This is a genomic window from Streptomyces sp. NPDC012935 (genome assembly GCF_042900345.1).
Classification (GTDB): Bacteria; Actinomycetota; Actinomycetes; order Streptomycetales; family Streptomycetaceae; genus Streptomyces.
On the sequence record NZ_JBIBBC010000005.1, the window covers coordinates 240,340 to 254,118 of the forward strand.

The window sequence follows — 13,779 nt, forward strand, 5'->3', positions numbered from 1 at the left end:
AGTCAGCTCTCCGGTGGCCGAAGCGACGCCGACTCCCCGGTGACTGAAGCGACGTCAGCCTCCGGTACCTGAAGCGACGCAGGCTCCTCGTCGCCTGAGGCGATGGCAGCTCCGCTCTCCTCCGACGCCCTGCGTCCCCACGCCGAGATCATCGGGGCGGTGGCCAGGTCCATGCCACCGGCGGCAACGTTCGCGAGGTGGCGGTCGATGTCCTGGTCGGTGGCGATGCCCTCGGCGACGAGCTGGTCGCGGATCTGGCGGACGGTGGCGGACTCCAGGGCGGCGCAGGCCGGCGAGGTGATCGGGAAGTACGCGTCGGCCTCCACCCTGCGCAGGCCCGCCTCACGGAGTAGCCGCGGGAGCCTGCGGCCGTAGGACAGGTCGGCGCCGCGGTCGGCGAGCAGCTTGCGGAAGCCGTGCCGGAGACGGTTCGCGAGCTGCTCTTCGGGGCCGTACTCCTCGGGACAGAGCAGGGGCTGCAGAGCGGGGTCGGCGTCCTCGATCAGGAGCCGGCCGCCGGGGCGCAGGGCCTCGATCATCGACCGCAACGCCCGTTCGCGGTCCGGCACATGCACGAGCACGAGCCGGGCGTGCACCAGGTCGAACCCCTCCCCCGGCGGCTCGTCCGCGCCCACGTCGTGGATGCGGACCTCGACAGGAGGGCGGGCTGCCCGGGTGAGCAGTGAGGTGTCGATGTCGGTCGCGACGACCCGTCCGGTCGGGCCGACCTTCTTGGCCAGCCAGGACACCACCGAAGTGCCGCCGGCACCCACCTCCCAGCAGCGCCAGCCGGGCCCGATGCCGAACCGTTCGAAATGCCGGAACGTCGTGGGGTCGAAGAGTGTGGCGAATGCGTCGAAGCGCTCGGCCGCCTCCGCCTGCCGGTTGTCGAGGAGATACCCGTCGGTTCGCGTCATGACGCGATCATCCCATTTGCCCGGTCTGTCCGGAGTGGGCGACGCTCGGCGGGACGGCCCCGAATTTGATGCCGCCGCCGTCCGGCCGCCCTGTCGGACGGCCGCGGCTTGACCGCCCCTGCGGGCAACGGCTCTTCATCCACAGCCGGGAACCAAGCGGAACCACCTGTTCCCACAGGCTTACCCGCCTCTCACGCCCACCTGGCAAACTGGCGAGCCAGGGCGCAAAGATGCAGCGCAGCACGAGCAACCCGAAGGGGCTGGAACGCCCCGGAGGTGAGCCGTGCGTCAAGAGGAGATCCACGCAAGGAGATCCAGATGTCCATGGCAGGGAATCTGCGGAAGGTCACAGGCCTCGGCAGGGTCGGCGGCCTCCGCAAGGTGGCACGGCTGGCTCGACGCCGCCCCCGCGTCGACCTCAGCCACCCCGCCCGGTCCCCGCTGGGCTCCTCGGTGGTGAACTGCGTGACGTACCGGGACGGTGTGCGAGTCCCGGAAAGCGGCGATCTCGTCGACGTCGTGCAGAAGGTGCGCAAGCGCGGTGGCGGATTCGTCTGGCTCGGTCTCCATGAGCCGACGGACCAGGAGTTCGCGGGCATCGCCGAGTTGTTCGCCCTGCACCCGTTGGCGGTCGAGGACGCGATCGAGGCACACCAGCGTCCGAAGCTGGAGCGCTACGACGAGACGCTGTTCGCGGTGTTCAAGACGGTCTGTTACGTCGAGCACGAGGAGCTCACGGCGACGAGCGAGGTCGTCAACACCGGCGAGATCATGGTGTTCGTCGGCCAGGACTTCGTGATCACGGTCCGGCACGGGCGGCATGGCTCACTCGGCCCGTTGCGCGAGGAGTTGGAGTCGAGCCCCGAGCAGCTCTCCAAGGGACCGGCGGCGGTGCTGCACGCGATCGCGGACCACGTCGTCGACGACTACCTGAGCGTCATCGACTCGGTGCAGGAGGACATCGACGAGGTCGAGACGGAGGTGTTCGCGGCGAACGGCGCGCGGGCCGACCCCGGCCGGATCTACCAGCTCAAGCGGGAACTGCTCGAGCTGAAGCGGGCCGTGGTGCCACTGAACCGCCCGCTGGAGGAACTGGCCTCGCTTTCCATCCGGGTGGTCGAACCGGAGATACAGGCCTACTTCCGAGACGTCTCCGACCACCTGCTGCGGGCCAAGGAACAGATAGCCGCCTTCGACGAACTGCTGAACTCGATCCTGCAGGCCCACCTCGCACAGGTCACGGTCTCGCAGAACGAGGACATGCGGAAGATCACGGCGTGGGCCGCGATCATCGCCGTGCCCACAATGGTGTGCGGGGTGTACGGGATGAACTTCGACCACATGCCCGAGCTGCGCTGGACGTTCGGCTACCCGCTGGTCCTGGGCGTGATATCCGTCGCCTGTCTGGTGCTGTACCGCGGATTCCGGCGCAACGGCTGGCTCTGACACGGCCGGCCGGCTGCCTCCGGTGCGTCCCCGCCCGCCGGCGTGGGCCGGACGAGGACGGCAGACGGAGTGCGGTTGGCGTTCGCCGGGTCAGTGCGTCGTCGGCGTGCCGGTCCGGGCGTAGACGCTCTCGGCCCAGTGGGCGACGTCGTCCTGCCGCAGGTTCAGGACCAGATCGGCCTCGCTGATCATGCCGACCAGGCGCTTGTTCTCGATGACAGGGAGCCGACGGATCTGGTGGTCCTGCATCTCCCGGAGCACGTCGCTGATGTCGGCGTCCGACTCGATCCAGCGCGGGGTGCCCTGGGCCATGTCGCCCGCGGTGACCCTGCTCGGGTCGCGGCCCATGGCCACGCAGCCGATGACGATGTCACGGTCGGTGAGGATGCCGCAGAGCCTTTCGTTCTCGTCACTGATGGGAAGCGCACCGACGCCCAGCTCGCGCATCAGCTGGGCAGCGCGGTCCAGGGTCTCGTGAGCCGGGATCCACTGGGCGCCACGGTGCATGATGTCTCCGGCAGTGGTCATGAAGTACCTCCCGATGCCGGACGGCCGGCGCGGCGCGGGACGCACCGCTAGTCCCGGCGCCCTTCATTCTCGCCGTGACACCTGGCCGACGCACCCGGAACAGAGCGGCTACGGGCCACCGGCAACAGCCACCCGCAACAGCCACCCGCTGCAGCACCGGCTGCGGTCACCAGCCGGGGCGGTGGCCGTGGGCGCCGATCAGGCCGAGAAGCGCACGATCTTCCGCGGGACGACCCGGATGATCACCCGCACCTCGTCGTCTTTCTCGGCGGGCGGGTCGATGCCGAGGTACTTGTGGGAGAGCTCGAACGGCAACCGCTTGGCCTCGTCCGGGACGATCTCGGCGGTGCCGCGGATCTCGACGGAGGAGTAGGGGTTGGCGAGGTCGTAGACCGAGACGCTGATGCGGGGGTCGCGGCGGAGGTTGCGCACCTTCTGGCGTGCCTCGACGGAGGAGAAGAGCACGGTGTCGCCCTCGCGCTTGATCCAGACCACCGAGTTCTGCGGGGCGCCGTCGGGGCCGAGCGTCGCCACGCCGGCGAAGTTCTTGCCGTCGAGCAGGGAGCGGACGGAGTCGTCGAAGGAGATCGGATCACTCGTGGAGGACGTCATGGCTTCAGAGTAACTAAATGCACGTGCATACAAAAGGGTTTCGGGGAAAGAGGGGCCCACCCACTCCCCCGCTCCCCTCACCCGCTCCACGCCGGATGCCGTGGGTCGTCGGCGCGGACCAGGACATCGGCTGTGCCGGCCGGGTCGGTCTCGTGGTCGTAGCGCTCGAAGGCGGGGAGGGTCCAGTGCTCGGCCTCGGGGGTGCGGCGGCGCAGCGCGCCGGGTGAGAGGAGGACGTGGGCGGTCAGGTCGAAGGGGAACCAGTGGCGCAGCAGGAGGGGACCGTGCAGCAACAGGAATCCGCCGGGCGGGAGTTGGACGTAGGGGCTGCGAGTGGCCCGGTCGGTGGCAGGGTCCCACAGGTCGGGCAGGACGCGGCCGTCGCCGCCGGGTTCGAGGGGGCCGAAGACCTCGCGCCACAGGGCGCCGGTGTCGAACCAGCCGTCGTAATAGGCCTCCACGTCCTGGTGGCCGTACTCCAGGCGGACCGAGGCCGGGCGCAGAAACCCCTGCGTGCCGACGGTGAGCGAGGGGCGGCCGCGTATGCGCAGTGCCTCCCCGACCCGCTCGGCGAGGTCTCCGGGGCGGGCTGCCGGGGCCCCGTCGAAGGCGATGCGCGGCCAGGAGCTGCCGTCGGCCGGCTTCAGGTCGAGCAGCCGCTCGGCCAGCAGGTCGCCGAGCCGTTCCCAGGTGATCGCTTCGAGTCGCACAGGGCCCATGATGCGACAGGAGGTGGCGGTCGCGGGCGTCGCGCCTCGGCGGCAGGGGACGCGGCTGCGGGTTCCGGCGCGGGGTCGGGAGACGCACTTGGCACAACGGCCTCGCGGCTGGCGGCGGGCCTGATCAGGGACCATCCGAGCGTCTGCCGAGCCGTTCCCCGGATAGTTCCCCGGACCGGCTCCGCGGGGAATGAACCCCGTATGGCACCTCTCGCAACTCCCGCTCCCCGTACCGGCCTTCTTGTCATCCAGCCCCTGAAGCGGCGGCGCTGTGGGCAGTGCCATGCGGGACCGTTGCAGATGCTCGTGCTGGAGGACGGTGCGCCGCGGTGTCTCGACTGTGCCGACCTCGGGCATCTGGTGTTCCTTCCGCGTGGCGACACGGCGTTGACGCGCCGGTCGCGGGAGGAGAGTGCGCTGTCGGCGGTGGTCGTACGGTTCAACCGGCGCAAGAGCCGCTACGAGCGGCAGGGTGTCCTGGTGGAGGAGGCGGGGCTCGCCCGGGCGGAGCAGCGGTGCCTGGCGGACACGGAGGCCCGGCGGCGGCGCCGGGCGCGGGACGCCCAGCGGCGGACGCGGGAGGACGCGCGGTTCGCGGAGGCGTTCGCGGCGGAGATACGGCGGCTGTTCCCGGGGTGCCCGGCGGACCGGGCGCGGGACATCGCCGCACACGCGTCGGCGCGGGGCAGCGGACGGGTGGGGCGCAGTGCGGCGGGTCGGGCCTTGTCCGAGGGTGCTGTGACATGGGCGGTCGCGGCGTCCGTACGTCATCTGGACACGCCGTACGACCAGCTGCTGATGAGCGGCGTGCCGCGGCACGAGGCGCGGCGGCGGATCGCGGCGGCGGTGGAGACGGCGTTGCGGGCCTGGCGGGCGGAGGTGTCGGAGGTCGGCTGACATCGCCCTGCCACGGCCGAACAGCGCCCATGGGGTCCGAGCAACGTCACCTGGCTGGTCCGAGAGGCGCCCGTGGCTTGGCCCGAGCAACGCCCGTGGCTGGTCCGAGCAGCGCCACCCGGCTGGTCCGAGCAACACCCACGACTGGTCCGAGCAACGCCCACGACTGGTCCGAGCGACGCCCACGACTGGTCCGAGCGACGCCCATGGCTGCTCCGAGCAGCGTCACCCGGCTGGTCCGAGCGGCGCCCGTGGCTGGTCCGGGTCCGGTCCATGGACGCTCACGTATGGGCTCGCGCCGTTCGGCCATGGTCACGGTTCTCGTACAGGATTTCACTTGAGGTGACGGATGGGGCCGGGAAGGATCTCGGCGGGATGCGGGAGTTGACGTTGACATGATCGATGGGCCGTACTTCGTACTCGTTGTGATCGGTGTGGTCGGGACCGGCCTCGTGGCCGGGGTGTTCTGCGCCTTCTCGACCTTCGTGATGCGCGGGCTCGCCGCGTTGCCGCCCGCGCAGGGCGTCGCCGCGATGAAGGCGATCAACGTGACCGCGCTGATGCCCGCGTTCATGCTGGTGTTCATCGGGTCGGCGGTGCTGTGCGCGGTGATCGCGGTGGTGACGTTCGTGCTGTGGCCGGACGAGGGCACGGTGGAGCTGTTGCTGGGCAGCGGGCTGTATCTGTTCGGCTCGTTCGGCGTGACGATGGTGGCGAACGTCCCCCGCAACGAAGCGCTGGTCAAGCTCGAGGCCGGCACCGCGGAGGCGGCCGCCTACTGGCCGACGTATGTGCGCGAGTGGACGGCGTGGAACCACGTCAGGACGGTCGCCTCGGCCGCCGCGACGGTGTCGTTCGTTCTGGCCATCAGCTGACCGCCTGCGCGAGCCCGGGAATCCGCGGGGCGACCCGCGGAGGAACCGGGGAGAAAGCGCTGTCAGCCACTCTGCGCAGGTGACCGGTGGGACGTATCGTTGCGGGGAGAGTGCCGCCCGATGGCGCACGGCTCCAGGACGTCGCACGCGCACGCGAGGAAGACGGCCATGGCCGATCCCAAGGGTTTCATGACCACCCCCCGCCAGGACTGGCCGCGCCGGCCCGTCGAGGAGCGGGTCCAGGACTGGGACGAGGTCTACGTCCCCGGGGCGCTGCTGCCCATCATCAGCAAGCAGGCGGACCGGTGCATGGACTGCGGCATCCCCTTCTGCCACGACGCCTGTCCGCTGGGCAATCTGATCCCCGACTGGAACGACCTGGTGTCACGGGAGGACTGGCGGGCGGCCGCCGAGCGGCTGCACGCGACGAACAACTTTCCCGAGTTCACGGGGCGGTTGTGTCCGGCGCCGTGTGAGGCGGGGTGTGTGCTGGCGATCAATCAGCCGGCCGTGACCATCAAGAACGTCGAGTGCGCCATCGCCGATCGGGCGTGGGAGGACGGTTTCGCACCGCCGTGCCCGCCGGACCGGCTGTCCGGGCGGACGGTCGCGGTGATCGGGTCGGGGCCGACGGGGCTCGCCGCGGCGCAGCAGCTGACGCGGGCGGGGCACACCGTCGCGGTGTACGAGAAGGACGACCGGATCGGCGGGTTGATGCGGTACGGCATCCCCAGTTTCAAGATGGAGAAGCACCATCTGGAGCGGCGGATCGAGCAGATGCAGGCCGAGGGGACAAAGTTCCGTACCTCGATGGCGGTCGGGCGGGACATCGGGGCGGCAGAACTGCGCTCCCGCTACGACGCGGTCGTCATCGCCACCGGGGCCACGGCGTGGCGTGAACTGCCGGTACCAGGGCGTGAGTTGAGTGGCATCCAGCAGGCGATGGAGTATCTGCCGCTGGCCAACCGGGTCTGCGAGGGGGACCTGGAGGCGTCCCCCATGTCCGCGGCCGGCAAGCATGTCGTCATCGTCGGCGGTGGGGACACGGGCGCCGACTGTCTGGGCACCGCGGTGCGGGACGGTGCCGCGTCCGTCACCCAGCTGGACATCTACGCCCAGCCCGGTGCCGAGCGGGACGAGGACGCCGAGCCCTGGCCGACGTACCCGAAGATCTACCGGCTCTCGGCCGCGCACGAGGAGGCGCGCGATCTGGAGACGGCACCCGCGGCGGACGCGGACGCCCGGCTGTTCGCGGCGTCCACGCTCCGCTTCTCGGGCGACGCCGAGGGGCACGTACGGTCGCTGCACCTGACCGAGGTGGACGTGCAGCGCCGCCCGCTGCCGGAGACCGGGCGGACGCTGCCTGCCGACCTGGTGCTGCTCGCCCTCGGCTTCAACGGGCCCGACCGGGGCGACGGGCTGATCGAGCAGCTGGGCCTGGAGCTGGAGCCGCGCGGCACGATCACGCGCGATGCCGGGTTCGCCACGAACGTCTCCGGCGTGTTCGCCGCAGGGGATGCGGCACGGGGGCAGTCGCTCATCGTGTGGGCGATCGCCGAGGGGCGGGCGGTCGCGGCGGCCGTCGACCGTTACCTGACGGGGAGTTCGCGACTGCCGGCGCCGATCTCGCCGTACGACCGGCCCATGACGGTTTGACGGCGCGGCGGTCGTGGCGAGCGGCTCACGGTCGGCGGTGCGAGCAGTAGCCCTCTCACCGCGTCCGCCCGCCCTCCGCCCCCCTCTCCCATGTGCCCTGTCCCCTAGCGCCGCTCGTCCGTCCCCGCCCCTGTCCCCTAGCGCCGCTCGTCCGTCCCCGCCACCTTCCCCGTCGCCAGCGCCACCCTGTTCCACGTGTTGATCGTGAGGATCAGGGCCAGCACATGGGCCAGCTCCTGATCGTCGAAGTGCGCCGCGGCCTGGGCGTAGACCTCGTCGGGGACCCCGCCGTCGGCCACCAGGGTCACCGCCTCCGTCAGGGCCAGGGCCGCCTGTTCCTTCTCGGTGTAGAAGTGGCGGGCCTCGCGCCAGACGGCGACCAGGTGAAGCCGGTCCTCGTTCTCGCCGGCCTTGCGGGCGTCGTTGGTGTGCATGTGGAGGCAGTAGGCGCAGTGGTTGAGGTGCGAGGCGCGGATCTGGATCAGCTCGATCAGCGCCGGGTCCAGGCCTTCCCGGGCGGCGGCGTCGAAGCCGACGATGGCGCGGAAGACCTTCGGGGCGGACTTCGCGAGGTCCAGACGGGTCCGCGCGGCCTCGGCTGTGGCGATGGCGGAGTCGATGCCGGTGCCGGTGCCGATGGCGGAGTCGATGCCGGTACCGGTGCCGGTGGTGGAGTCGATGCCGGAAGTGCCCTGCGTGGCAGTCGTGTTCGTCGTCATGTGCTCCAAGTTACGAGCTCGAAAGACCCACTGTAGGGTGCATTTCCATGGCGAGATCGTGGGTCAATTCTGCGGAGCGGATCGGCGCCGACCTGCACCTGGACCTCTCTGAGTCCTCCGGGTCGTCCGAGGCGCGCGGGCCCGGCGGCCGGCGGGCCGCGCTGTCCCGTGCGCTGCGCGAGGCGGTGCGCGACGGGCGGCTCGCACCCGGCACCCGGCTGCCGCCGTACCGCTCGCTCGCCGCGGATCTCGGCATCGCCCGCAACACCGTGGCCGACGCGTACGCGGAGCTGGTGGCCGAGGGCTGGCTCACCGCCCGGCAGGGCTCGGGGACACGGGTGGCCGAGCGTGCCGAGCCCCTGCGGCGCGCCGAGCGGGTGCCCCGTAGAGTGCCGCATCGCGCGCGTGGGCCTCGGCACGACCTGCGGCAGGGCACACCGGACGCGTCGGCGTTCCCGCGTGCGGCGTGGCTGGCCTCCTATCGGCGGGCCCTCCAGCAGGCGCCGAACGAGGTCTTCGGGCCCGGTGATCCCGCCGGACGGATCGAACTGCGCGAGGCCCTCACCGAGTACCTGGCACGCGCGCGTGGCGTGCGCACCGAGCCGGGCCGGATCGTGATCTGCTCCGGCTTCGCGCACGCCCTGCGCTTGCTGTTCTCCCAGGACGGGGACGGCGGCGTGCTGCGCGGTCCACTGGCCGTGGAGGCGTACGGACTGGGCTTCCACCGGGAACTGCTCGCCGCCATGGGCGTGCGGACCGTACCGCTCCCCCTCGACGAGGACGGCGCCCGCGTCGAGAGGCTGGCACGCGAGCGGGCCGTGCTGCTCACGCCTGCCCATCAGTTCCCGACCGGGGGCCCGCTGCACCCCGAGCGCAGGTCCGCCGTGATCGACTGGGCACGCGCGCGTGGCGGTGTGGTGCTCGAGGACGATTACGACGGCGAGTTCCGCTACGACCGCAAGCCCGTCGGCGCCGTCCAAGGCCTCGATCCCGAGCGGGTGATCCTGGTCGGCTCGGTCAGTAAGAGCCTGTCGCCGGCGGTGCGGCTCGGGTGGATGGTGCTGCCGGAGCGGTACGTCGACGATGTCCTCGCGGCCAAGGGCGAGCGCGAGGCGTGGGCGAGCGTCCTCGATCAGCTGAGCCTCGCCGACTTCATCGTCTCCGGGGCGTACGACCGTCATGTACGGCGTATGCGGCAGCGGTACCGGAGCCGCCGCGACCGGCTCGTCGCAGCCCTCGCCACGCAGGCGCCGCACATCGAGGTCACCGGTGTCGCCGCCGGACTCCACGCCGTACTGCGACTGCCGCCCGGCACCGAGCGGTCCGCGGTCAAGGCGGCCACCTGGCAGGGCATCGCCCTGGACGGTCTCGCCGAGTTCCGGCACCCGGACGCGGCGGAGCCGGACATGCCGGTCCGCGACGGCATCGTCGTCGGATACGCGACGCCTTCGGAACACGCGTACGGAGCGGCGCTGGAGGCGCTGTGCGGGGTGCTGCCGCCGGGGCAGTGACGGCGGCCGACCGGGGCGCCCCGGCCTGCCGTGGTCCCGCCTGCGAAGGAGCCGTCCGAACCCGGTCCTCGCGGTCGGACCGCCGTCGATCGAGCGGATCTACTACGGGCCGAACCTCATCCCGGCCTCGGCGGAGCAGCCGCCGCTGGCGGTCGTGATCATCAGCCGCCTGGTGGACGCCCCGCGCCGCATGACGTCGTACCTGTAAGCATCCAGGCCGGGCTACGGCTTACGGCCCACCGCCCCGTACCCCGGAATGACCCCGTCGTCCTGCCCGGGGACGGGCTCCCCCAGCTCGGGGTGCCACTGGTGCGGCACGGCGACACCGGGCTCGACGAGTTCGAGGCCGTCGAAGAAGCGGGCGAACTCCTCGCGGGAGCGCAGGGCCAGCGTGACGCCGGCCGCCTTGAGCTTCTCGGTCGCCGCCTTCGACTCCTCAGGGGTGAAGTCGGCGGTCGCGTGGGTCACCACCAGGTGGCTGCCGGAGGGGAGTTCGGACAGCAGCCGGCCGACCAGTTCGTGCGCGCCGTCCTCATCGGAGACGAAGTGCAGCAGCGCGACGAGGGAAAGGGCCACCGGACGGCTGAAGTCCAGTATTTTCCGGGCGCCTTCGACGATGCCGTCCGGGTCACGCACATCGGCCTGCAGGTACTCGGTGGCGCCCTCGTCCGTGCCGCGCAGCAGGGCCGCCGCGTGGGCCAGCACGATCGGGTCGTTGTCGCAGTAGACGACGCGCGCGTCGGGGGCGATCCCCTGGGCGATCTGGTGCAGGTTCGGCTCGGTCGGGATGCCGGTGCCGACATCCAGGAACTGGTGTACGCCGTTCTTGGCGAGCCAGCGGGTGGTGCGGTGCATGAACGCGCGGTTGACCCGCGCCATCACCGGGACGCGCGGGTCGAGGGCGAGCATCTGCTGCCCCATGGCCTCGTCGACCGGGTAGTTGTCCTTGCCGCCGAGGTACCAGTCGTACATCCGCGCGGGATGCGGCTTGCTGGTGTCGATCTCGACGAAACGGTTCCGCCCGGTCATGACGAACTCCATAAGGGTCTGCAGCAGTCTGTGGTCATCAACTCAGCACCAACTCAGTACCAAACTCAGTGTCAAAATAAGGGAATTGACTGAGAAACAAGGCCACTCACGACAGCAGGAAGTCCGCCTCCCCCGCCTTGGCACCCTCGATGAACGCCGTCATCTCGTCCGTGGTGTAGATCAGCGCCGGCCCGTCCGGGTCGGTCGACTGCCGGACGGCGATACGGCCGTCGGCGAGCTTCATCGCCTCCAGGCAGTTGCCTCCGTTGCCGCCACTCCACGGCTTGTGCCAGCCTTCACTGCCCAAGTCCCGCGCGGGCATGCCGTTGTAGACGCGTATGCGCGGCTTGATGCGATCCATTCACAGCTCCTTGCGGAGATCCCGGAGGATCTCCTTCGTGCGATGTGCCGTAGCGGCCTGCGCCGCCATGCGGTCCATGACCTCGAGGTGGGTCGCCACCTCGGTGCGCGCGTCCAGATAGACGGCGCCGGTCAGGTACTCGCTGTAGACCATGTCCGGCAGTTCTGACATGGCAAATCGGAACAGCACGAAGGGCCCGTACGTGCCGGGGTGCGGTCCGTTCGCGAACGGAGCCACCTGCAGCGTCACATTGGGCAGCCTCGCGGCCTGGAGCAACCGGTCGATCTGGGCACGCATCACCTCCGGGCCGCCGACCTGACGGCGCAGCACGGTCTCGTCCATCACGACCCACAGCCGCGGCGCGTCCTCCCGGGTGAGCAGCTGCTGGCGTTGCACGCGCAGTGCGACATGGCGCTCGATGTCGTCGGGACTGGTCTGGCCGATGGCGCCCGACCTCAGCACGCCGCGCGCATAGTCCTCGGTCTGCAACAGGCCGGGGACGAAGTGAGGTTCGTACGACCGGATGAGCGCGGCGGCGCCCTCCAGGCTGACGTACATCGAGAACCAGCCGGGCAGGATGTCGTGGAAACGCTGCCACCAGCCCGGCCTGTTGGCCTCCTCCGCCAGTTGCACGAAGGCGTCTGCCTCGTCCTCGGAGATGCCGTAGGCCTTCAGGAGCAGTTGAAGGTACGGGATCTTCAGCCCTACCTCGGCCATCTCCATGCGGCGGACAGTCGCGGGAGCGACCCGGAGCACCCGGGCCGCCTCCTCGCGCTTGAGCCCGGCGCGTTCGCGCAGGTCGAGCAGGCGGCGGCCGAGAACGACCTGGCCGACCGTAGGTGCGGACCGCGGTTCGCTCACGCTCCACCTCCACGTATGAATCCCGACAGGTCGATTGAATCCTGACAGGCCGACGGCGCCATTCGAAGACTCATTCGAAGATCCCGGTGGATCTTCGGTGATCTCAACTGGCGCCGTTCGACATGCTGTTGCGAGCAGTGTGCCACGGCCTTCCAGAGAGTCACACAGCACTCTGCAACTTTCAGAGTGACACTTGCCAAGTGTTCACGCCGGGGAGATAGTGGCAAGCGTGATTCCGTCCCCGCCCTTAGGAACAGACGCCACCGTGGTCCCCCACGACCTCGGTGCCGCCCCGACAGTGGGACCCCAGCGGGACACCGACGCAGAGCGCCGGTTCCGTTTCGAACTGGCCGCGCATCCGGGTTCTCCCGCGCAGGCCAGACGCCTGACGAGGGCGCGGTTGAACGGCTGGGCGGTGTGCGAGGACACCTGCGACACGGCGGCTCTCGTCGTGTCCGAACTGGTCACCAACGCGATCGTGCACACCGCCAGCGAGCACATAGTGTGCGAGCTGCGCGACGGTGCCGACCTGGTGCGCATAGCCGTGCGCGACGAGGGATGCGCGCCGGGTGAGCCGCATCCGCTGGCGGCGCGACCCGAGGAGGAGCACGGGAGGGGACTGCTCCTCATAGACGCCCTCTGCCATGCCTGGGGGGCAGGCGAGGACGGGTCCGGGCTGGTCGTCTGGGCCGATCTGCCGCGGGGGAACGGGTTCCAGGACGCCTCCCGCGGTGACATCGGGCCGTACAACGATCTCGGGTGGGGGTCCCGGCCCAAGCCGGGTCCGCACGGGGGCTCCGGCGACGATGACGAGGCACAGGCTCAGCACGGCAGGGGAACGGGGTCCGGATGGCTGTGAGGGGCGCGTCCGGCGGCGGTCAGGTGCTGAACCTCGACACGCTGGTCCGCCTCCGCCGCGACATGCCGACGGCCGGGGCGCCTCGACGACTGCCGGTCCCAGCCGGGATGACGGCGCCGCTGGGCTTCGACGCGGTGGCGGTTCCCGCCCGTTACGGGCCTCTGGTCATGCCTCGGCTGCCTCGGGTCGGGTGTGTGTACGCCGATGAGGCGCACTGGTGGTGGATCGTGCCGTCCGACTCCGACTACGCGCTGGAGTGGCCGGCGTCCGTGCGGTACATGACGGGCGCGGTTGTCCTGGACACGCCTCGCCTGATCCATCGGCCCGACGGGACCGTGCCGTATACGCCGCCGATTCCGCTGTATCTGGCGTTGTGCAGGGTTACGGGGACGACGCCTACGTGGCAGCGGCAGATCTCTGCGTGAGGCTCCGCCGGTTGGGCGGGGTTTTTGGGGGGCTGTGCGTGACGGGGCGGCGCCTGTCGCAGTCCCGTACCAAGGGGCTGCCGCCCCCTGGACCCCCGCTTCGGCCCTGCGGGCCTCGTCCTCAAACGCCGGACGGGCTGGATGGCCGGGCCGGCGCCGAAGAGTGACCGGCCGTCTCGCGCCCCGGACCCGCCCTCACCGCGCACGCCCGCGCGCACCCCTCAACCCCACACACGCCCTCCCCCGAACTCGCCTGCCCGGCCATAGTGGCCCTCCGTCGCGAGGGCGGTCGGGGGAGGGTGGACGGTGGGGAAGAAACGCGCTGCCGGTGGGTCCGAGGTGTCCGACTCGGAGCAGCTGCTCT

At 70.7% G+C, this 13,779-nt stretch carries 14 protein-coding genes and 1 pseudogene; 7 read left to right on the forward strand and 8 right to left on the reverse strand.

Annotation, left to right across the window (positions count from 1 at the left end; genetic code table 11):
* Positions 1–128: 128 nt before the first annotated feature.
* Positions 129–917, reverse strand: a pseudogene (locus tag ACFY5C_RS15280) (methyltransferase); the annotation flags it as partial.
* A 318-nt stretch (positions 918–1,235) separates the two neighbouring features.
* Here ACFY5C_RS15280 and corA point away from each other — a divergent pair.
* Positions 1,236–2,363 carry a magnesium/cobalt transporter CorA gene (gene corA / locus ACFY5C_RS15285; protein ID WP_389444517.1) on the forward strand — a complete coding sequence of 376 codons (1,128 nt, stop codon included), beginning with the start codon at positions 1,236–1,238 and terminating at the stop codon, positions 2,361–2,363.
* Positions 2,364–2,453: 90 nt separating this feature from the next.
* Here the strand turns inward: corA and ACFY5C_RS15290 are convergent, their stop codons facing one another.
* The 3 genes from ACFY5C_RS15290 to ACFY5C_RS15300 all read right to left on the reverse strand — a co-directional run bounded on the left by ACFY5C_RS15290 (position 2,454) and on the right by ACFY5C_RS15300 (position 4,222).
* Positions 2,454–2,891, reverse strand: coding sequence for a CBS domain-containing protein (locus tag ACFY5C_RS15290; RefSeq protein WP_389444518.1), 438 nt, complete (start codon positions 2,889–2,891; stop codon positions 2,454–2,456).
* 198 nt (positions 2,892–3,089) lie between these two features.
* Positions 3,090–3,503, reverse strand: coding sequence for a PPOX class F420-dependent oxidoreductase (locus ACFY5C_RS15295; RefSeq protein ID WP_389444519.1), 414 nt, complete (start codon positions 3,501–3,503; stop codon positions 3,090–3,092).
* A gap of 77 nt (positions 3,504–3,580) precedes the next feature.
* Positions 3,581–4,222, reverse strand: a complete 642-nt coding sequence (locus ACFY5C_RS15300) for a uridine kinase (RefSeq protein ID WP_389444521.1) — start codon at positions 4,220–4,222, stop codon at positions 3,581–3,583.
* A gap of 201 nt (positions 4,223–4,423) precedes the next feature.
* Between ACFY5C_RS15300 and ACFY5C_RS15305 the strand changes: the two genes are divergently transcribed.
* From ACFY5C_RS15305 to ACFY5C_RS15315, 3 genes are all read left to right on the forward strand, one after another.
* A complete protein-coding gene (locus tag ACFY5C_RS15305) occupies positions 4,424–5,119 on the forward strand; it encodes a DUF2293 domain-containing protein (protein ID WP_389444523.1) in 696 nt (231 codons plus the stop codon).
* Between the two features lie 395 nt (positions 5,120–5,514).
* Complete coding sequence (locus ACFY5C_RS15310) at positions 5,515–5,994, forward strand: DUF1772 domain-containing protein (RefSeq protein ID WP_389444525.1); 480 nt, start codon at positions 5,515–5,517, stop codon at positions 5,992–5,994.
* A gap of 168 nt (positions 5,995–6,162) precedes the next feature.
* On the forward strand, positions 6,163–7,650 hold the full coding sequence (locus ACFY5C_RS15315; protein ID WP_389444527.1) for a glutamate synthase subunit beta: 1,488 nt from the start codon (positions 6,163–6,165) through the stop codon (positions 7,648–7,650).
* A gap of 137 nt (positions 7,651–7,787) precedes the next feature.
* Here the strand turns inward: ACFY5C_RS15315 and ACFY5C_RS15320 are convergent, their stop codons facing one another.
* A complete protein-coding gene (locus tag ACFY5C_RS15320; protein ID WP_389444529.1) occupies positions 7,788–8,369 on the reverse strand; it encodes a carboxymuconolactone decarboxylase family protein in 582 nt (193 codons plus the stop codon).
* Positions 8,370–8,416: 47 nt separating this feature from the next.
* Here ACFY5C_RS15320 and ACFY5C_RS15325 point away from each other — a divergent pair, with 47 nt between their 5' ends.
* Entirely contained in the window at positions 8,417–9,880 is a 1,464-nt protein-coding gene (locus ACFY5C_RS15325; protein ID WP_389444530.1) for a PLP-dependent aminotransferase family protein, read from the forward strand.
* A gap of 222 nt (positions 9,881–10,102) precedes the next feature.
* On the opposite strand, the gene ACFY5C_RS15330 is transcribed toward ACFY5C_RS15325, so the two are convergent.
* From ACFY5C_RS15330 to ACFY5C_RS15340, 3 genes are all read right to left on the reverse strand, one after another.
* The gene (locus ACFY5C_RS15330; RefSeq protein WP_389444532.1) at positions 10,103–10,921 is read right to left on the reverse strand and encodes an SAM-dependent methyltransferase; all 819 of its coding nucleotides are present in this window, start codon (positions 10,919–10,921) and stop codon (positions 10,103–10,105) included.
* A gap of 94 nt (positions 10,922–11,015) precedes the next feature.
* Positions 11,016–11,270 carry a DUF397 domain-containing protein gene (locus tag ACFY5C_RS15335; protein ID WP_019757219.1) on the reverse strand — a complete coding sequence of 85 codons (255 nt, stop codon included), beginning with the start codon at positions 11,268–11,270 and terminating at the stop codon, positions 11,016–11,018.
* Positions 11,271–12,131 (reverse strand): helix-turn-helix transcriptional regulator, encoded by an 861-nt coding sequence (locus ACFY5C_RS15340; protein WP_389444534.1) that lies wholly within the window; start codon positions 12,129–12,131, stop codon positions 11,271–11,273. It lies immediately after the preceding gene.
* A 220-nt stretch (positions 12,132–12,351) separates the two neighbouring features.
* Here ACFY5C_RS15340 and ACFY5C_RS15345 point away from each other — a divergent pair, with 220 nt between their 5' ends.
* Together ACFY5C_RS15345 and ACFY5C_RS15350 are read left to right on the forward strand one after the other, a co-directional pair.
* Positions 12,352–12,990, forward strand: a complete 639-nt coding sequence (locus ACFY5C_RS15345; protein ID WP_389444536.1) for an ATP-binding protein — start codon at positions 12,352–12,354, stop codon at positions 12,988–12,990.
* Positions 12,981–13,415 (forward strand): hypothetical protein, encoded by a 435-nt coding sequence (locus tag ACFY5C_RS15350; protein ID WP_389444537.1) that lies wholly within the window; start codon positions 12,981–12,983, stop codon positions 13,413–13,415. Before ACFY5C_RS15345 ends, ACFY5C_RS15350 begins: the two co-directional genes overlap by 10 nt.
* The last annotated feature ends 364 nt before the right edge of the window (positions 13,416–13,779 follow it).